The 17,910-nt window shown below is 68.1% G+C and carries 18 protein-coding genes; 9 read left to right on the top strand and 9 right to left on the bottom strand.

What is annotated here, in order from left to right; genetic code table 11:
* Window positions 1-65: 65 nt before the first annotated feature.
* The 4 genes from J2852_RS03730 to J2852_RS03715 form a co-directional block, all read right to left on the bottom strand.
* Window positions 66-449 carry a response regulator gene (locus tag J2852_RS03730; protein WP_209871154.1) on the bottom strand — a complete coding sequence of 128 codons (384 nt, stop codon included), beginning with the start codon at window positions 447-449 and terminating at the stop codon, window positions 66-68.
* Between the two features lie 76 nt (window positions 450-525).
* Window positions 526-1,185 carry an HAD family hydrolase gene (locus J2852_RS03725; RefSeq protein WP_209871151.1) on the bottom strand — a complete coding sequence of 220 codons (660 nt, stop codon included), beginning with the start codon at window positions 1,183-1,185 and terminating at the stop codon, window positions 526-528.
* A 72-nt stretch (window positions 1,186-1,257) separates the two neighbouring features.
* Window positions 1,258-1,491, bottom strand: a complete 234-nt coding sequence (locus J2852_RS03720) for a hypothetical protein (protein ID WP_209871148.1) — start codon at window positions 1,489-1,491, stop codon at window positions 1,258-1,260.
* Between the two features lie 143 nt (window positions 1,492-1,634).
* The gene (locus tag J2852_RS03715; RefSeq protein WP_209871145.1) at window positions 1,635-2,069 is read right to left on the bottom strand and encodes a Fur family transcriptional regulator; all 435 of its coding nucleotides are present in this window, start codon (window positions 2,067-2,069) and stop codon (window positions 1,635-1,637) included.
* A gap of 122 nt (window positions 2,070-2,191) precedes the next feature.
* Here J2852_RS03715 and J2852_RS03710 point away from each other — a divergent pair, with 122 nt between their 5' ends.
* The 3 genes from J2852_RS03710 (at window position 2,192) to J2852_RS03700 (ending at window position 5,311) form a co-directional block, all read left to right on the top strand.
* Complete coding sequence (locus J2852_RS03710; RefSeq protein WP_209871142.1) at window positions 2,192-3,082, top strand: transglutaminase family protein; 891 nt, start codon at window positions 2,192-2,194, stop codon at window positions 3,080-3,082.
* A gap of 117 nt (window positions 3,083-3,199) precedes the next feature.
* Entirely contained in the window at window positions 3,200-4,429 is a 1,230-nt protein-coding gene (locus J2852_RS03705; protein ID WP_209871138.1) for an ATP-binding protein, read from the top strand.
* Between the two features lie 51 nt (window positions 4,430-4,480).
* Complete coding sequence (locus J2852_RS03700; protein ID WP_209871133.1) at window positions 4,481-5,311, top strand: alpha/beta fold hydrolase; 831 nt, start codon at window positions 4,481-4,483, stop codon at window positions 5,309-5,311.
* A 46-nt stretch (window positions 5,312-5,357) separates the two neighbouring features.
* On the opposite strand, the gene htpG is transcribed toward J2852_RS03700, so the two are convergent.
* Window positions 5,358-7,241 (bottom strand): molecular chaperone HtpG, encoded by a 1,884-nt coding sequence (gene htpG, locus J2852_RS03695; protein ID WP_209871131.1) that lies wholly within the window; start codon window positions 7,239-7,241, stop codon window positions 5,358-5,360.
* A gap of 110 nt (window positions 7,242-7,351) precedes the next feature.
* A complete protein-coding gene (locus J2852_RS03690; RefSeq protein ID WP_209871128.1) occupies window positions 7,352-8,962 on the bottom strand; it encodes a hypothetical protein in 1,611 nt (536 codons plus the stop codon).
* A 318-nt stretch (window positions 8,963-9,280) separates the two neighbouring features.
* Here J2852_RS03690 and J2852_RS03685 point away from each other — a divergent pair, with 318 nt between their 5' ends.
* From J2852_RS03685 to J2852_RS03675, 3 genes are all read left to right on the top strand, one after another.
* The gene (locus J2852_RS03685; RefSeq protein ID WP_209871125.1) at window positions 9,281-11,794 is read left to right on the top strand and encodes a helicase-related protein; all 2,514 of its coding nucleotides are present in this window, start codon (window positions 9,281-9,283) and stop codon (window positions 11,792-11,794) included.
* Between the two features lie 151 nt (window positions 11,795-11,945).
* Window positions 11,946-12,380 carry an RNA-binding S4 domain-containing protein gene (locus J2852_RS03680; protein WP_209871122.1) on the top strand — a complete coding sequence of 145 codons (435 nt, stop codon included), beginning with the start codon at window positions 11,946-11,948 and terminating at the stop codon, window positions 12,378-12,380.
* 107 nt (window positions 12,381-12,487) lie between these two features.
* Entirely contained in the window at window positions 12,488-13,222 is a 735-nt protein-coding gene (locus J2852_RS03675; protein ID WP_209871119.1) for a TerC family protein, read from the top strand.
* 3 nt (window positions 13,223-13,225) lie between these two features.
* Here J2852_RS03675 and J2852_RS03670 read toward each other — a convergent pair whose 3' ends face one another.
* The 3 genes from J2852_RS03670 to J2852_RS03660 all read right to left on the bottom strand — a co-directional run bounded on the left by J2852_RS03670 (window position 13,226) and on the right by J2852_RS03660 (window position 15,543).
* Window positions 13,226-13,633 carry a CBS domain-containing protein gene (locus J2852_RS03670; RefSeq protein WP_209871116.1) on the bottom strand — a complete coding sequence of 136 codons (408 nt, stop codon included), beginning with the start codon at window positions 13,631-13,633 and terminating at the stop codon, window positions 13,226-13,228.
* 106 nt (window positions 13,634-13,739) lie between these two features.
* Window positions 13,740-14,354 (bottom strand): DUF938 domain-containing protein, encoded by a 615-nt coding sequence (locus J2852_RS03665; protein ID WP_209871105.1) that lies wholly within the window; start codon window positions 14,352-14,354, stop codon window positions 13,740-13,742.
* Window positions 14,355-14,373: 19 nt separating this feature from the next.
* Window positions 14,374-15,543: a YbfB/YjiJ family MFS transporter gene (locus J2852_RS03660; protein WP_209872085.1), complete on the bottom strand. Its 1,170-nt coding sequence runs from the start codon at window positions 15,541-15,543 to the stop codon at window positions 14,374-14,376.
* A 108-nt stretch (window positions 15,544-15,651) separates the two neighbouring features.
* Between J2852_RS03660 and J2852_RS03655 the strand changes: the two genes are divergently transcribed.
* The 3 genes from J2852_RS03655 to J2852_RS03645 all read left to right on the top strand — a co-directional run bounded on the left by J2852_RS03655 (window position 15,652) and on the right by J2852_RS03645 (window position 17,827).
* Window positions 15,652-16,539, top strand: coding sequence for a LysR family transcriptional regulator (locus J2852_RS03655; RefSeq protein WP_209871102.1), 888 nt, complete (start codon window positions 15,652-15,654; stop codon window positions 16,537-16,539).
* A 133-nt stretch (window positions 16,540-16,672) separates the two neighbouring features.
* The gene (fdxA, locus tag J2852_RS03650) at window positions 16,673-17,008 is read left to right on the top strand and encodes a ferredoxin FdxA (RefSeq protein ID WP_209871100.1); all 336 of its coding nucleotides are present in this window, start codon (window positions 16,673-16,675) and stop codon (window positions 17,006-17,008) included.
* Between the two features lie 318 nt (window positions 17,009-17,326).
* On the top strand, window positions 17,327-17,827 hold the full coding sequence (locus tag J2852_RS03645; RefSeq protein ID WP_209871097.1) for a CarD family transcriptional regulator: 501 nt from the start codon (window positions 17,327-17,329) through the stop codon (window positions 17,825-17,827).
* Window positions 17,828-17,910: the final 83 nt, after the last annotated feature.

Genomic DNA, 17,910 nt, shown 5'->3' with positions numbered 1-17,910 from the left:
AAAAGCCCTCCCTCGCCGTCAGGTGGGGGAGGGCCGGGGTGGGGGCCGACAGCGACACGTCTTGTTTACGACGACAACCCGTCCAGGCAGCGGTCCAGCAGAGCCAGGTCCACTGGGCGAGACAGAACGGTGAAGGGGCTGTCCTCGGGCACCAGATCGACGTGGTTGGCGGTCAGGATGATGCGGGTGCGCGGGTAGAGCATGGAGGCCAGCGCCGCCGCGCGTTCACTGTCGTCCTCCACCAGCCGGCGGCGCAGCAGCGCGACGGACGGCGCCTCCTCCCCGATAATCGACAGGGCCTCGAAGCCGTCCAGGACTTCCGACACGGCGAAGCCGCGCCCGGCCAGATGGCGCGCCAGGGCGGCGCGCTGGTCCAGGTCGTCGTCGGCGACCACGGCGCGCCGGCCGCCGGACTTCGGCGACGTGATGCGGGCCTCAATGGAGAACATGCTCCGGCCTCCCAACAATTCCTGACCGTTTTTGTACGCTATAGCGGGATGGTTGTAAATCCCGTGGGGCGGTGCATCAAATCTTGACCACCACCCGCCGGTCGAGCAGGGCCAGCATCGGCAGGTCGCTCGGCCGGTTGCCGTAACCCCAGGTCTCGCCGCAGGGGCCATGTTCGGCTATCCAGGCGCGCACCCGCGCCGCCTTGTCCAGCCGCACGCAATTGCCGGTGCTGAGGCGTCCGGTCAATGTGCCGTCCACCACCTCCAGCCCGGTCGCCAGCAGATCGTCGATGTCCAGCCCGCGCAGCAACGACGGCATGTAGATGTCGAGAGCGCCCGTGGCGATGACCACCCGCCGCCCCTCGCGGCGATGGGTCTTCAGCGTTTCGACCAGCGGTTTGTGCCAGCGGATGCGGTGGACCAGCCGGTCGGCCGCCGCCAGCGCGTCCGCCACGGGCACGCCGCGCAGGGTCCGGCGCAGCAGGATGGTCTTCACCGATCCCGGAAAGTCCACCCCCGGCCCGCGCCGGCGCACATGGCGGTGCAGGCCGGAACGCAACGCGTCCATGAAGGCCAGCTTGGCGCGGCGGTGGCCGATGACCTCGCCGATGAACATCAACAGGCTGTCGCCGTGGATCAGCGTGCCGTCGAAATCGAAAAAGGCGACGCCCGTGCCAATGTCGGCGGTGGGTTTGCCGGGAAGGACGGAAGAGGGCAATTCGGCGCTGATCTGCATGGTGAATGCCGTTATCCGGCCGAACGCCCTCCGCCGACAAGCTCAATCATGCGGCATCACGATGACGCATGCTCAGTGCAGAGACGGGCCGGGTGCGGGGGCTTCCTCGGCCTCGTCGGGTTCGACCAGCAGGTCGCCGGTGCATTCCTCCAGCCCCGCCTTCACGGCGATCAGGAGATTGATGATTTCCCCGTTGTCCTGCTCCAGGCTGCGCAGACGCTCCTCCAGCTTGTCCAGGCGGCGGGTGACCAGCTCCGAGAGGCGGTCGAGGCGGGCGAAAACGGGGTCTTTGGTCGTGTCGTCCATGGGGGCGGCCGGTTCCCGTCGTGATTCTATGCTGTCCTAAACCTAGGATCCCATACCGGCAACGGACAGGCCCGCACCCGGTGCACCACGCAATCGATGGGAAAACCGTCCGGGGGATGCCCCTGCGGACAGGTCATGAGTCGTCAGGATCCCTCCGACGCGCCCGTCCGGCGGCCCAGCGGGACTCCATAGAGTTCGAGTCTATGGCCCAGAAGCTGGTACCCAAGCTCGCGCGCTATGACTTCCTTCAACCGCTCCAGCTCGTCGTTGGTGAACTCCACCACCTTGCCGGATTCAAGGTCGATCAGATGATGGTGGTGCTCCGCCCCGGCCTCTTCATAGCGGGCGCGGCCGTCGCCGAAGTCCAGCCGGTCGATGACGTTGGCTTCCTCGAACAGCCGCATGGTGCGGTAGACCGTGGCGATGGAGATGCGCGGGTCGATGGCCGAGGCGCGGCGGTGCACCTCCTCCACGTCCGGATGGTCGGTCGCGTCCGACAGCACGCGCGAAATCACACGGCGTTGCTCGGTCATTTTCAGCCCCTTGTCGATGCAGAGCTGTTCGAGGCGCGAAAGCATGATGCTCCCCTGATTGTTCTTGTCTCTACCGATTCCCGGACAATGCCCGACCAGCATAGTGTGATTCGGAACCATTCTCAAACCTTGCCGTTGCGTGCGGGCCATCGAAGGGGAGCGGCGCCATGATGACCCTGGATATCCGCCACACGACGACCTACCGCTACGCCCGGCCGGTGACGTTCGGGGATCATCGGCTGATGTTCCGGCCGCGCGACAGCCACGACCTTCGTCTGATCGAAACGGGGCTGGTCATCACCCCGACGCCGGCCAAGGTGCGCTGGCTGCACGACGTGTTCGGCAACTCCATCGCGGTGGCGAGCTTCGACCAGCCGGCGGACGAACTGCGCTTCCAAAGCCACATCCGGGTCGAGCACTACCCGCTGGACGCGCCGGAGTTCCCCATCGAGGACTACGCCCGCACCTACCCCTTCAGCTACACGGCGGAGGAGGTGCCGGACCTCGCCCGCACCACGCAGCGGCACTATCCCGACCCGGACCACCGGGTGGACGACTGGGCCAAGCGCTTCGTGCTGATCGGCGAGAACGGCCCGCCCGACACGCAGGACATGCTGGTCGCCATGACCCGCAGCATCAAGGAGAGCTTCACTTATCAGGCCCGCGATGACGAAGGCACGCAGAGTCCCGTCGAGACGCTGGAGAAAGGCACCGGCTCCTGCCGCGACTTTGCGTTGTTGATGATGGAGGCGGCGCGGTCTCTGGGCTTCGCGGCGCGGTTCGTGTCGGGCTACCTGTACGATCCCGCGCGCGACGGGGTGGAGGGCGGCTGCGTCATGGGCGGCGGGGCGACCCATGCCTGGGTGGAAATCTACCTGCCGGGCGCCGGCTGGGTGGAGTTCGACCCGACCAACGGCATCATCGGCAACAAGAGCCTGATCCGCGTGGCCGTGGCCCGCGATCCGTCGCAGGCGATTCCGCTCTCCGGTTCCTGGACCGGGGCGCCGGCCGACTATCTCGGCATGACCGTGGACGTGCAGGTGACGTCCGCATCCTAAGCGGCCGATTCCCGATCGATTGGTGTCTGAACGCTCTACTCTGGCAACCAATTGCTCATAAACCGCTGTTATCGTTTTTTCGTGCGCATTCCTCGCACGAAAAGACGAGAGGGCGGTTTGAATCTGTCCGAACCCACCAGTGGCGCCAGGAACGGCACGCCGGACGAGGACGCGGCCTACACCGCGGCCCTTCTGGCGGTCCGCGTGCCGCCGGTCGGCCCGGACACCCTCTGTGGCGAGCTTCTTGACCTCTTCGCCGCCGTCCCCAACCTTCCCGCCGTCGCGGTGGTGGGGGAGGGCGGGCGCATTCTGGGCCTTCTGGACCGCACGGGCCTGACCGGCACCTTCGCCCGGCCGCTGATGGCCGACCTCTACGCGCGGCGCCCGGTCAACCTGCTGATGGACCCGACCCCGCTGGTCGTCGATGCCGCGCTGACGCTTGGCGAGGTCGGCCGCCGCATCGCCCGCGACAAGCCGGGCGCGCTGACCGCCGGCTTCGTGGTGGCGGAGGATGGGCGCTATCTTGGCATCGGTTCGGCCATGGAGCTGATGGCGAAATCGGCCGAACAGGCCGAGCTGCGCACCCGCCAACTGGAGGAAGCCCGCTGCGCCGCCGAGGCCGCCAACCGCGCCAAGACCGGCTTCCTCGCCAACATGAGCCACGAGATCCGCACGCCCCTGAACGCGATGATGGGCTTCGCGGAACTGCTGGAGCAGGAGGTTCTGGGGCCGCACGCCAACCCGCTCTACCGCGACTACGCCCGCGACATCGCCGAGAGCGGCCGGCACCTGATGGAGCTGATCAACGACCTGCTCGACCTCTCCAAGGCGGAGGCCGACCGGTTGGAGCTGAACGAGGGCACCGTGGACGTGCCGCACGTCGCGGTCATCTGCGCCCGCCTGCTGGCCGAGCGCGCCTCCCGCGCCCACGTCCGCATCGAAACGGCGGTCCCGCGCGGCCTGCCGGTGCTCCGCGCAGACGAGCGCAAGCTGCGCCAGATGCTGCTGAACCTGCTGTCGAACGCTGTCAAGTTCACCCCCGCCGAGGGCACGGTGACGCTGTCCGGCTGGGTGGCCGGGGACGGCTCCCTGCTTCTGTCCGTCCAGGACACCGGCATCGGCATGACGCCCGAGGAACTGTCGAAATCCCTGGAACCCTGGGGCCAGATCGACAGCGCGCTCAGCCGCAAGCACATCGGCACCGGCTTGGGCCTGCCCCTGACCAAGCGCCTGATCGAACTGCATGACGGTCGCCTGGACATCGACACCGCCCCGGACCGGGGGACGACCATGACGCTTGTCTTCCCGGCGGTGAGGGTCGAGGCCGCTCCCGCAAGCACAAGTTAAGCCTGGGCAGATGATTGAACGTCAGACGCTCCGGCTGTTATTCATTCGGAGATGAGCCAGATCCGTCATCTCACCGTCGGCAAGGACGTTTTCGCCTACACCGATACGGGCGTCGGCACCCCGGTCCTGTTCCTGCACGGGGCGCTGGGCGACCTCCGGACGTGGCGGCGCCAGTGTGCTGCGCTCTCGGCGCGCTTTCGGTGCATCGCCTACACCCAACGTTATTTCGGCACGAATCCCTGGAGCCCAGACGGCCCGCCCTTCGGAACGAGGACACACGCCGCCGATCTGATCGCTTTCTGTGAAGCGCTCGGCACCGGGCCGGTCGCCGTGGTGGCGTGGTCATACGCTGGGCACGCGGCGCTTCAGGCGGCGCTGGCGCGTCCCGAGCTGTTCAGCCGGATGTTGGTTTTCGAACCCGGCGTGCCGACCTGCGTCAGCGATCCGGATGAACTGGCCGCCTTCGGGCAGGACGCGCAAGCCATGTTCGGGCCGGTTTTCGAAGCGGCCGGCCGAGGCGATCTGGACGAGGCAGTCCGCCGCCTGATCGACGCGTCGGGCGGTGAAGCCGGCTATTTCGACCGCCAGTCGGCTGAACGCCGGGCCATCGAACGCGACAACGCCCACAGCATGCCGCTGCTTCTCGCGCAAGAGCCTCCGCCGCCCATCGCCTGCGAGGAGCTGGGCGCTCTCCGCATTCCCGTGTCGATCGTCTGGGGTGGGCGTTCGCGCCCGGTCTTCACGGTTCCCTCGCGCGCCGCCGCGCGCTGCATTCGCACCGGCAACCACACCGAGATCCCCGACGTCGGCCACCTCTGGCCCGACGAGGACCCGGACGGCTTCGCTGCCAAAATCGGGGAGTGGATGGACGGCAGGCTCTGAAGGAAATCCCTCCCCCGGCCGGGCCGGGGGAGGGAATGCCGGGTCCTTACACCGCCAGACCCTTTTCCATCGCGCTCGCCAGACGGCGGGCGAAGGCGGCGGGGTCGGGCAGGGCTTCGCCCTCCACGATCCGCGCCTGGTCCAGCAGCAGCCACGCCGCGTCGTCCAGCGAGGTCGCCGCACCGTCCGCCTTGGCGCGCTCGGCAAGCCGCTTGATCAGCGGGTGGGCGGGGTTGACCTCCAGGATGCGCTTGGCCGCTGGGGCGTCCATGCCCAGCTGCTTGTGCTGCTTCAGAAGGCGCTCCAGGTGCATGTCCATGTCGTTCTCGTCGGCGACGAGGCAGACCGCGCTGTCGGTCAGGCGCTCGGACGGGCGGACATCCTTCACCGCGTCCTTCAGCGTCAGCTTCAGCAGTGCCAGCAGGTCGGACAGCTCGCCCTCATTGGCCTTCTCCTCGGCCGGCTTGTCCTCGCCGCCGACGATTTTGCCCAGGTCGGCGCCGCCGCGCGTGACCGACTTGAAGGGCTTGCCCTGGAATTCCCCAACCGCCGGGACCCAGAACTCGTCCACCGGGTCGGTCAGGAACAGCACCTCGACGCCCTTGGCGCGGAAGCCCTCAAGCTGCGGGCTGCGCTTCAGCGTCTCGATGTCGTCGCCGCTGATGGTGAAGATGGCCTCCTGGCCCTCCTTCATGCGGCCGAGATACTCTTCCAGCGAGACCAGCTCGTCACCCGCCGTGCTGCGGAAGCGCATCAGCTTCAGCAACTCTTCGCGGTGCTCGTAGTCGTCGTAGAGCCCTTCCTTCAGCACCGCGCCGAAGTTTTCCCAGAAGGCCGCGTACTCCTCCGCCTTCTCGGTGTCCTTGGCCTTCTTGCCCAGCTCCGACAGGACGCGCCGCGTGATGCCCGCGCGGATCTTCGCCAGCATCGGGTTGTGCTGGAGCATTTCGCGGCTGATGTTCAGCGGCAGATCCTCGCTGTCCACCACGCCGCGCAGGAAGCGCAGGTAGGGCGGGATCAGACCTTCGGCTGCGTCGGTGATGAACACGCGCTTGACGTACAGCTTCACCCGGTGGGCGCGCTTGGGGTCGAACAGGTCGAACGGCTTGGTCGAGGGCACGAACAGCAGGTTCGTGTATTCGATGGCGCCCTCGGCCCGCCAGTGCAGGATCAGCCACGGATCGTCGAAGGCGTGCCCGACGTGGTGGTAGAATTCCTTGTACTGGTCCGGCTTGATCTCGTTCTTCGAGCGCATCCACAGCGCCGACGCGCTGTTCAGCGCCTTGGCGTCGTCACCCTCTCCGAACAGGATCGGGATGGCGATGTGGTCGGAGTATTTGCGGACGATGGTGGCGAGCCGGTGCTCTTCCAAATACTCGTCGTCGCCTTCGCGCAGGTGCAGGACGATGCGGGTGCCGCGCGGCAGGTTCTCGGCCTCGCCGATGGTGAACTCGCCCTTGCCGTCCGACAGCCAGCGCCAGCCCTGGGCCTCTCCGGCCTTGCGGGTCAGCACCTCGACCTTCTCGGCGACCATGAAGGCCGAATAGAAGCCGACGCCGAACTGGCCGATCAGGTTGACGTCCTTCTTGGCGTCGCCGCTGGCGCTGAGGTTGCGCATGAAGGCGGCGGTGCCCGACCGCGCGATGGTGCCGAGGTTCTCGACCAGATCCTCGCGGTTCATGCCGATGCCGTTGTCGGCGACGGTCAGGGTCCGCGCCTCCTTGTCCACCAGCAGCCGCACCTTCAGGTTCGGGTCGTCGGATGACAGTTCGGGCTGGGTCAGCGCCGCGTAGCGCAGGCGGTCGCAGGCGTCGGACGCGTTCGAGACCAGCTCGCGCAGGAAGACTTCCTTCTCGCTGTAGAGCGAGTGCGCGACGATGTCGAGCAGCCGGCTGACCTCGGCCTGGAAGCTGAGCCGTTCCTCGGTCATGGGTTCACCATTGATCGTTCTTGTTGGTGGTAGGGGTAAGGACGGCGCAGATATGTGAAAGTGCGCCGTCCTATGCAAGAGCGTTCAGCGGTGTTCCCGGTTGTGGAGGCTCAGTTCTTTTTCCCGCCCTTCTTCGGCGCCGGCTCCTCGGCGGCACCGCCGCCCATCATCGCGCTCATGTCGGCGCCGTTCAGCAGCATCTGGCCGGTCTCGTTCACGTCGATCTTGTAGGTGCGCACGTCGGCGCCGGCTTCGTCCTGGCTGACCTGCCCCATGGCTTGGAGCATGGCGAGCATACCCAACGCGTCCTGCGTCTCCTTGTCGGCCTTCTGCCCGGCCTTGGGCTGCAACGCCTTGGCCGCCGCGTCCAGCCCGCGCAGCAGGATGGTCGCCCCGCCCACCGCGCCGAAGGCGGCGTTGGGGACGTAGCGGGCGGAGCCGGTGGCGCTGCCCGTGGCGACCGGCGTGTCGATGTCCAGCTTGTCCAGGCGCAGTTCGCTGCCGGCCTCGGTCAGGGCGGCGGAAATCCGCTGGAACACGGCGTCGGACGGATTGCCGGCGGCCTCTAGCGCCTTCTTGTCGCCGGCCTTGGCCTTCTTGACCGGAGCGGCCTCCTTCGCCTTCTGCTCCGCCTCGGTGATCGCCGCCAGATCGGCGAAGCCCTGCCACAGCGCGGCGTTGGGCAGCTTGGCGAGCGACAGCTGGACGTCCAGCCGCTGCGGCATGAAGGCGGACGGGGCGGGGTTCGGGGTGATGCCGAACTCGCGCGCCTCGACCGCCAGCGACGCCGTGGACTGCGCCTGATCCAGATCCTCCATGCCGCCCCGGATGGCCAGCTGGCCGAGCGCCACCTTGGTGCCGTCCTCCGGATTCTGCCCCGTCAGACCGGACAGGCGCACCCGGAAGCTTCCGCCCCCGACGATGCCGCGCAGCGCGGGCAGCAGTTCCGCAACGGTGGGCGTGGTGCCGGCGGCGGTGTGGCGCTGCGACAGCTTCTGCAGTTCGGTGATCCGCGTCAGGTCGGCGCGGCTGACCGTGTTCTCCACCGCCAGCCCGGCCAGCGTGAAGATGTCGCGCTTTGTCTCATCCTTCATGGACAGGTTGCTGATCGCCAGGGCGCCGGGGCCGCTCCAGGTCGTGGCGCCGTCCGGCTTCATCTCCTGCATCAGCGTGACCGAGCCGACCGAGATCGCCCCCTGCCCATCGGTGGCGGTCAGCGCCAGATCGCCATAGGCCGCGTCCACCGTCAGCAGCGTTTCGAAGGCCGACGACCAAACGCCCTTGAAATGCTGCCGGCCGATGGCGAGCGTGGCGGCCTCGACATAGTCCTCGCCCTCCTCGTCAGCGTTCAGGATTTTCATGCGCTCCGGCAGGGTGGCGGTCACCGCGAAGGTTCCGCCCTCCTGCGGGGCGACGGTCATCAGCACCGTGCCGACCTCGATCACCGTGCCTTCCGCGTCCTCGACGGACAGCTTGGGCAGGGCCACCGTGTAGTGGGCACCGGTCGGCGTCACCACCGGTTCGCCCTCCCATGTCACCAACGGGGCCTCCGAATCCTCGGCGGGCGCGGGGAACCAGCGGGCCAGCCCGTCCTTCAGCACCGAGGCCAACGCCTTGGCGCCGTTCGCGTCCACGGTGGGCGCCTGGGCCTGTGCGGGCGACCAGGCGGCGGCCAGCAGAAGAAGGCCGAGGGCGAGGGGACGGGCGGGAACGCGGCGCATGGGGCCTCCTCAGGAATGGATGAACCAGTAAAGCCTGATACTCATGCCCGGTCCATCCCCCCGAGGTTCTATCCACGCTGCCCGGTCAAGCGTCGCCGCGCGAACGGTTCACCACGAAGACACAGAGACACGAAGAATTTCACAAAGGAGCGCCGGCACCACCGAGGCGTGCGGGGTGGCCGAACGCCTTTGTGCCGATCTTTGTGTCTTTGTGGCGAAAATCCGCTAACGCTATGATCCGTATAGCCAACTGGAGGAGCCTGCCGACAGCCGCCCTCACGCTTGCATTGAAGGCGGTCAGGCCCAATGCTTACCCCTATGACCTCTGTCCTCGCTTCGTCCGGGGGCGGTCTGGGCAGCGGTGGCCGCGTGGTCGCCGTGCTGGGGCCGACCAACACCGGCAAAACTTATCTCGCCATCGAGCGCATGCTCGGCCACAGGACGGGGATGATCGGGTTTCCGCTGCGCCTGCTGGCGCGCGAGAACTACGACCGCATCGTGTCCATCAAGGGCAAAAACGCCGTGGCGCTCGTCACCGGCGAGGAAAAGATCCTGCCGCCGAACCCGTCTTACTGGGTGTGCACGGTGGAATCCATGCCGCTGGACCGGGCGGTGGATTTTCTGGCGGTGGACGAGGTCCAGCTCTGTGCCGACCCGGAACGCGGGCACATCTTCACTGACCGGCTGCTGAACGCGCGCGGGTTGGTGGAGACGATGTTCCTCGGCTCCGACACCATGCAGCCGCTGATCCGTCGGCTGGTCCCGCGCGCGGAGTTCATCAGCCGCCCGCGCTTCTCGCAGCTGACCTACGCCGGCTACAAGAAGCTGACGCGCCTGCCGCCGCGCTCCGCCGTCGTCGCCTTCTCGGCGACCGACGTGTACGCGATGGCGGAGCTGATCCGACGCCAGCGCGGCGGCACTGCCGTGGTCCTCGGCGCGCTCAGCCCGCGCACCCGCAACGCGCAGGTCGGGCTCTATCAGGCGGGCGAGGTGGACTATCTTGTGGCGACCGACGCCATCGGCATGGGGCTGAACATGGACGTGGACCATGTCGCCTTTGCCCGCATCGTGAAGTTCGACGGCTTCGCCCCACGCCGCCTGCGCGCGCCGGAGGTGGCGCAGATCGCCGGCCGCGCCGGCCGCCACATGCGCGACGGCACCTTCGGCACCACCGACGAGGTGGGGGAGCTGGAAGCCGATGTCGTGGACCGCGTCGAGAACCACGAGTTCGAGACCGTCAAGACCCTGATGTGGCGCAACAGCAAGCTGCGCTTCGATACGCCGGGCTTCCTTCTCAAATCCCTGGAAGAACGCGCCCCCATCCCCGAACTGCACCGCGCCCGCGACGCCGACGACCATCTGGCGCTGCAAGCCCTGGTGCGCGACCCGGAAATCATGGACCTCGCCAAGGGCCGCGACAACGTGCGCCTGCTGTGGGAGGTCTGTCAGGTCCCCGACTTCCGCAAGGTGCTGTCCGACGCGCACACCCGCCTGCTGGCCCAGGTCTTCCGCTACCTGCGCACCGGCATCGGGCGGCTCGACGAGGATTGGGTGGCCAAGCAGATCGCCCGCCTCGACCGCACCGAGGGCGACATCGACGCGCTGGTGGCGCGCATCGCGCACATCCGCACCTGGACCTACATTTCCAACCGCCCGGCCTGGCTGAAGGACCCCGTCCACTGGCAGGGCCAGACCCGCGCCATCGAGGACAAGCTGTCCGACGCCCTGCACGAGCGGTTGACGCAACGCTTCATCGACCGCCGCTCGGCCACGCTGGTCCGCACGCTGAAGGACGGGCGCGAGCTGCTGGGCGGCGTGCGCGCCGACGGCGAGGTGGTGGTCGAAGGCCATCCGGTCGGCCGGCTGGAGGGCTTCCGCTTCGTCCCCGACGCGCCGGAGCGGTCCGAGGAGGCCAAGTCGCTGCTGACCGCCGCCCGCCGTGCGCTGCGCGACGAGGTCGCCTCGCGCCTGCGCGCCTTCGAGGAGGAGCCGGACGAGGCCTTCGCGCTGGGCCTCGACGGCGTGCTGACCGCCAACGGCCTGGCCGTGGCGAAGCTCGGCCCCGGCCCGTCCGTCCTGACCCCCGCCGTGATCCCCTTCGACGAAGGGCTGCTCGACCAGGGGCAGCGCGACCGCGTGCGCGCCCGTCTCGAACGCTGGCTGAAGGAGCGCGTCGCCCATCGTCTGCGCCCGCTGCTCGCGCTTCGCGACGCCGCCGACCTGACCGGCACGGCGCGTGGCCTCGCCTTCCAGCTGGTGGAAAACATGGGCGCGCTGCCCCGCGCCCCCGTCGCCTCCCTGGTCGAAGGGCTGGAAAAGACCGACCGCAAGGCGCTGGCCCGGCACGGCGTCCGGCTCGGCGTCTCGCACATCTACCTGACGGCTCTCGCCAAGCCCGGTGCCGTGGAGATGCGTGGCCTGCTCTGGGCGGTGAAGCACAAGCTGTCCCTGCCGGTGCCGATCCCGCCGCCCGGCCGCGTGTCGGTCGAATCGGCGGGTGCCCCGCCGGCCTTCTGGGAGGCCATCGGCTACCCCGCCGCCGGCCCGCGCGCCGTGCGCGTGGACATGCTCGACCGGCTGGAGACGGAGATGCTGAAGCGCGCCAAGGAGGGTGGGGCGGTCGCCGAACCCGCGCTCGGCCAGATGATCGGCGTTTCGCCGGAGGAATTGGGCGGTGTGCTGAAGGGGCTTGGCTACACGCGCTCGGTGGCGGAGGATGGGGCGGTGACGTGGCGACGCCGGCGCGGCCACCACGCCAAGCCGCGCCGCGAGAAGCCGATCAACACCGACCACCCCTTCGCCAAGCTGCGCCAGCTGTCAGGAACCGGATGAGCGACCTGTCTGCGACGGGCCCCCACCCCGGCCCTCCCCCATCTTCGACGGGGGAGGGAGGATTTGGCGTCAATTCCCTCCCCCGCCGCAGGTGGGGGAGGGTTAGGGTGGGGGCTCACCACAAGGACCAATCCATGCAAAGCTGCATTGTATGACCGACGACCGCGACGACTTCGACGACGGCCCCAACGACGGCTTGCCCGACCCAGGCCCCGGCCGGCTTCGGATCGACAAGTGGCTGTGGTACGCCCGCTTCTTCAAGACGCGCAGCCTCGCCGCCAAGATGTGCAACGGCGGTACCGTGCGCGTCTCCGGCGCCGTCATCACCAAGGCGCATTTTGCGGTGAAGCCCGGCGACGTGCTGACCTTCCCGCAAGGGCGGCACATCCGCGTCGTCAAGGTGGTCGCGCTCGGCAGCCGGCGCGGTCCGGCCGATGAAGCGCGCACCCTCTACGAGGATCTGTCCCCGCCGGTACGCGAGGAAGCCATCCGGGACCCTTATCTTCCGCCCGACCGCGCCCCCGGCGCCGGCCGCCCGACCAAGCGCGAGCGGCGCGAGTTGGACCGCCTGCACGGCGAGGAGTAAGAATACGGTCTCGCGGAAAGCATGAGCGCGGCCATTGAGTTCCCGGAACGGCGACCATATCTGCGCCGTTACCATCGCGTTCGCGGCTTCCGGAGCCTTCAATTCCCATGCTCGACCTTCTCGCCGACCCGCAAGTCTGGGCCAGCCTCCTGACGCTGACCGCGTTGGAGATCGTGCTGGGCATCGACAACATCATCTTCATCTCGATCATGGCGGCGAAGCTGCCGGCCCACCAGCAGGACAAGGCGCGAAAGGTGGGCTTGGCACTGGCGCTGATCACGCGGCTGATGCTGCTGGCCTCCATCGCCTGGGTGGCGACGCTGACGCAGCCGCTGATCACCCTGCTGGGCATGGAGTTTTCGGGGCGCGACCTGATCCTGATCGGCGGCGGCCTGTTCCTCCTCGCCAAGGGCACCATTGAGATCCACCACACGGTGGAGGGCGAGGAGGACGAAGGCGGGGTCGCACCGAAGGTCGCCTCCTTCGGCGGGGTGGTCGTTCAGATCATGATTCTCGACATCGTCTTCTCGCTGGACAGCGTCATCACCGCCGTCGGCATGTCGAATCATCTGCCGGTGATGGTCACGGCGGTGGTCATCGCCATGGCGGTGATGCTGTTCGCCTCCGGCCCGGTCGGCGATTTCGTCAACCGGCACACCACCGTGAAGATGCTGGCGCTGTCCTTCCTGCTGCTGGTCGGCGTCGCGCTGGTCGCCGACGGCCTCGGCTTCCACATCCCCAAGGGCTACCTGTACTTCGCCATCGCCTTCTCGGCGCTGGTGGAGGCGCTCAACCTCATGGCCTCCGCCCGCCGCAAGCGCAGGCGGGCGGAAGCCCCATGAGGATCAGGCGGCGGCCTCTTCGGTGATGTGCTCGTAGGCGAGCTTGAACAGGTCGCGGACGGACACGATGCCGACCGCCCGCTTGCCCTGGGTGATCGGCAGGTGGCGGTAATGCTTGGAATGCATCAGGGCCAGCGCTTCGGTGGCGTCGGCGTCCGGCGGCAGGGTGTCGGGGTCGCGGGTCATGATCTCCGACACCTCGGTCGCGAACGGATCGATCTCGCGGGACAGGACCTTGTTGTTCAGGTCGCGCTCGGTGACGATGCCGACCAGGGCGCCGTGGTTGACCACCAGCACGGCGCCGATGTTCTTCTCGGCCATCAGCTTGGAGACGGTCAGGACCGACGTGTCCTCCGGCACCAGAATGAGTTCCTGAGACTTCACCACGTCAGGAACCAGCTTCCGCTTCATCGCTTCCCCCAAATTGAAATTTGTGTGCAACTTTTTGCGTTGCGGGGAAACAATAGCAAATCTCCGAAGCCCGTCTCTGCGGCGGAACACCGCACTTGCTGGCTGTCTAAGCGCGGCGCAGCACGACCGTCAGGTTGTTGGCGGGCATCTCCACAACGTCGGCCAAGGTGAAGCCGGCGGCGGCACGCTCCACCTCGCCCAGGTCGCGTACGCCCCAGGCCGGGTTGCGGGCCTTCAGGCTGGCGTCGAACTCGGCGTTGCTGGGCGCGGTGTGGCGCCCGTCGCGCATGAAGGGGCCGTAGAGCAGCAGCGGCGCTCCGGTGGGCAGCAGCCGTGCCGCTCCCTTGAACAGGCCAAGGCCGGCTTCCCACGGGGCGATGTGGATCATGTTGATGCAGACGACCGCGTCGGCCCGCTCCACCGGCCAGTCTTCGGCGCTGGCATCAAGCTCCAGCGGCGGACGCACGTTCCCGATTCCCGCCGTCCAGGCCCGGATGCTGGCGCGCAGTTCCGGGTCCGGGTCGCTTGGTTGCCATGTCAGCCCCGGAAAGGCCTCGGCGAAGAAGGCGGCGTGCTGCCCGGTGCCGCTCGCCACCTCCAGAATCACGCCCTCGTCCGGCAGCACGCGGCGCAGCACCTCCAGGATGGGCGCGCGGTTGCGCTCCGTCGCGGGGGCGTGCTTGCGGGCGTCGTCGGGATTGAACGGATCGAACAGGCTCATGGGGAAAAGGCTACCCGCCTCAGGTCCGAACGGCAACCTCCGGCGCCGGCCGGGTCAGCCAAGCGCCCACGGCCAGCAGCACTGCCCCGGCCAGCACCGCCGCCGCCGCGCCGATCAGCGCGGAATCGAAGCTGCCCGTGTTCGCCACGACGAGTCCCGCCGGCAGCGGCCCAATGATCTGCCCCAGCCCATAGACGGCAGTCAGCGCGCCGATGACCCGCGCCGACGCCCCGCCCGACAGCTGCCGCCCCAGCGTGAAGGACAGCGTCACGATGCCGATGAAGGTGCCCCCATACAGCGCCGCCGAAATCACCGACGCGACCGGCGCCCCGGTCATCGGCAGGACGATGCCGACCGCCTGCACCAGATGCCCCAGGATCAGCGCCCGCCACGGCCCCATCTTCCGCCCCGCCGCCGCCCAGATCAGGCCCGAGGGCATGGCGGCGAGACCCGTGACCATCCAGGCCGCCTCGCCCAGCTTGGCCGTCTCCGGCATGGTCTTCAGGATGGCGACCAGGAAGGTGCCGGTGACGATGTAGCCGCCGCCCTCCAGGAAATAGGCCAGCGTCAGCAGCACCAGCGGCGCCGACAGCGCCGCCTTCGCGCCGTTCCCCGCCGCCGTCGCGTGATGCGCGGCCGGCGGCGGGTCGGTGACCCACAGCCACGACAGCGCGCCGAAGCCGGTGCAGATCAGCCCCAGCCACAGCCAGTCGCCGCGCCAGCCCAGCCGCTCGCCCATGATCGCGACGAACAGGCCGCTCGACGCGATGCCGATGCCGACGCCGGTGTAGAGCCAGCCGGTCCACGCCTCCCGCCCGGCGCGGGCCAGCGCGTCCAGCACCATGGCGATGCCCAGGATGAACATGCCCGCACTCGCCAGCCCCGAGACGAAGCGCAGCACGCCCCACACCGCCATGCTCTCGGTGAAGCCCATGCCCGCCGTGGAGGTGACGCTGGCGATCAGCGCAGTGCGGAACACGGCGGTGCGCACCGACCCGTGCGGCACCAGCCCCGCGCCCAGCGCGCCGACGAAATAGCCCAGATAGTTCAGCGAGGCGAGGAACCCGGCCCCGTCGGCGCCCAGCCCGGTCGCCGCCTGCATGGCCGGCAGGATGGGCGTGAAGGCGAACCGCCCCACCCCCATGGCGATGGCCAGCGCCAGAACGCCGCCGATCAGCACCCGGATCATCGTCACCCCCCTCACACTCTTCTTCTGCGCATCCTCGCGCGGCACATCCCTCATTTCCAATGAAATGTTCGGATGCTAACCTTCACTTGTAGTGATGGGAGGGAAGCCATGGACCTCGCGGGCCTGCGTGTGGTGAAGGCGGTCGCGGACACCGGCAGCGTCAGCCGCGCCGCCGAAACGCTGAACTGCGTCCAGTCGAACGTGACGGCGCGCCTGAAGCGGCTGGAGGAAGACCTCGGCGTCGATCTCTTCCGCCGGCTGAGCCGCGGCATGGCCCCGACCCCGGCCGGCCGTGTCCTGGCCGACTACGCCGACCGCGTTCTCCGTCTGGTGTCCCAGGCCCGCGACGCCGTCGCCGACGCGGCGGGGCGGGGCGGCCGGCTCAGCATCGGCACCATGGAAACGACCGCCGCCGTGCGCCTGCCGCCGATCCTCGCCCGCTTCCACGCCGACAACCCGGAGGTCGAACTGACCATCGTCCCCGGCCCGACCGAGCATATGCTGGGGGAGGTGCTGGCCGGTCGCGTCGATGGCGCCTTCGTTTCCGGCCCGGTCGAACACCCGGAACTGGTCAGCCAGCCCGTTTTCGACGAGGAACTGGTCCTCGTGGAATCCGTCGCCGGCATCACCGCCGAGTCCGGCCGCACGACCCTGCTGGGCTTCCGGCGCGGCTGCGCCTACCGCGCCCGCGCCGAAACGGCAATGCGCGAGTCCGGTCGCGTGCCCTACCGCGTGCTGGAGTTCGGATCCCTCGAAGCGATCCTCGGCTGCGTCGGCGCCGGCATGGGCGTCACCATGCTGCCCCGCGCGGTGGTGGAGCGGGAGCCCTGGCGCACCATGTTCATCACGCGCCCCCTGCCGCCGGACATCGCCCGCATGCCGACCCGCTTCGTGCGCCGGGCGGACGCGATGGAAACGGCCTCGCTCCGGGCCTTTCTGGCGGCGGTCGCCGAACCGGGTGCGGTGATACAACCGACGGGGTTGCACCTTTTATAGACGGCGTGCTAGGCAAGCCCCGCCGTCGGGCATTGGTCTTTGTCGAGGCCGCGCGCGAGAACATCCATCGAAGCGACTCGGACCCCGGCGCGAGAACACCGCCGGAACTGGCGAGAACAGCGGAGAACGAATCATGCCCTACGTCGTCACGGAAAACTGCATCAAGTGCAAGTACACCGACTGCGTCGAGGTGTGCCCCGTGGACTGCTTCTACGAGGGCGAGAACATGCTCGTCATCAACCCGGATGAGTGCATCGACTGCGGCGTGTGCGAGCCCGAGTGCCCGGCCGAGGCCATCGTCCCCGACACTGCCGGCGACGTCGAGAAGTGGCTTGAGATCAACCGCGACTACTCCGCCCAGTGGCCGAACCTGACCCGCAAGAAGGACGCCCTGCCGGACGCCGACCAGTGGAAGGGCAAGCCGGGCAAGCTGGCGGATCTGTCCCCGAAGCCCGGCGGGGGAAGCTGAGTCGCGGCAGTTCCAGGGCCGGCGGCGTTTTATGCCGCTATGCAAAAACGACAGGTCGGGTATAGGCGGGCAGCAAAAGAATCCGGACGGCTGCCCGCGCGTAACCTTTGTAACTGGACCTTAACATCGCTATAATACGCGCCCGGAGCCGGCCTCAGCGTCATTGCCGGTTTTCCCATTGATAAAAGGGCTCATGGCAACCTTAAGCGTCGTGGCGGACTCCATCCCCACGGTGCCTTGGTCGTCGTAGGGTCCTTTTCGCTCCGTTCCACCGGGGCGGCAAAATGGCGCGATCGCGAGAAGTGAGAGCCAACCCACATGTCGAACAAGCTTGACTTCGAGGCCGGTGACTTCGTCGTCTACCCGGCCCATGGCGTCGGTCGGGTCGAGGGTATCGAGACCCACAGCATTGCTGGCCAAGACATTCAGCTCTACGCGATCACGTTCGAAAAAGAGCGCATGACGCTCAAGGTTCCGGTCACCAAGGCCCGCAACGCGGGGCTGCGCCGGCTGTCCACCAAGGACCGCATCAAGGTCGCGCTTGAGACGCTTCAGGGCCGCTCGCGCGTCCGCCGCACCATGTGGAGCCGCCGCGCCCAGGAATACGAGGCCAAGATCAACTCCGGCGATCCGGTGTCCATCGCGGAGGTCGTGCGCGACCTGTACCGCGGCGCCGACCAGTCCGACCAGTCCTACAGCGAGCGCCAGATCTATCAGGCCGCGCTGGAGCGTCTGGCCCGCGAGCTGGCCGCCGTCGAGAAGATCGACGAGCTGAAGGCGACCGAGCGTCTCGAACTGGTCCTGAAGAAGGCCGCCTGATCCCCCGTTGGGCCGACCATCGGGCGGACCAACAATCAGGCTTTTAAAAAGTCGATTTTTAAAAAATCGGTGTTTCGGCGGGG

The organism is Azospirillum soli (assembly GCF_017876165.1).
GTDB classification, from domain to species: domain Bacteria; phylum Pseudomonadota; class Alphaproteobacteria; order Azospirillales; family Azospirillaceae; genus Azospirillum; species Azospirillum soli.
Note: the sequence above shows the minus strand (reverse complement) of the source record. Positions and strands in the feature narration are given on the sequence as shown.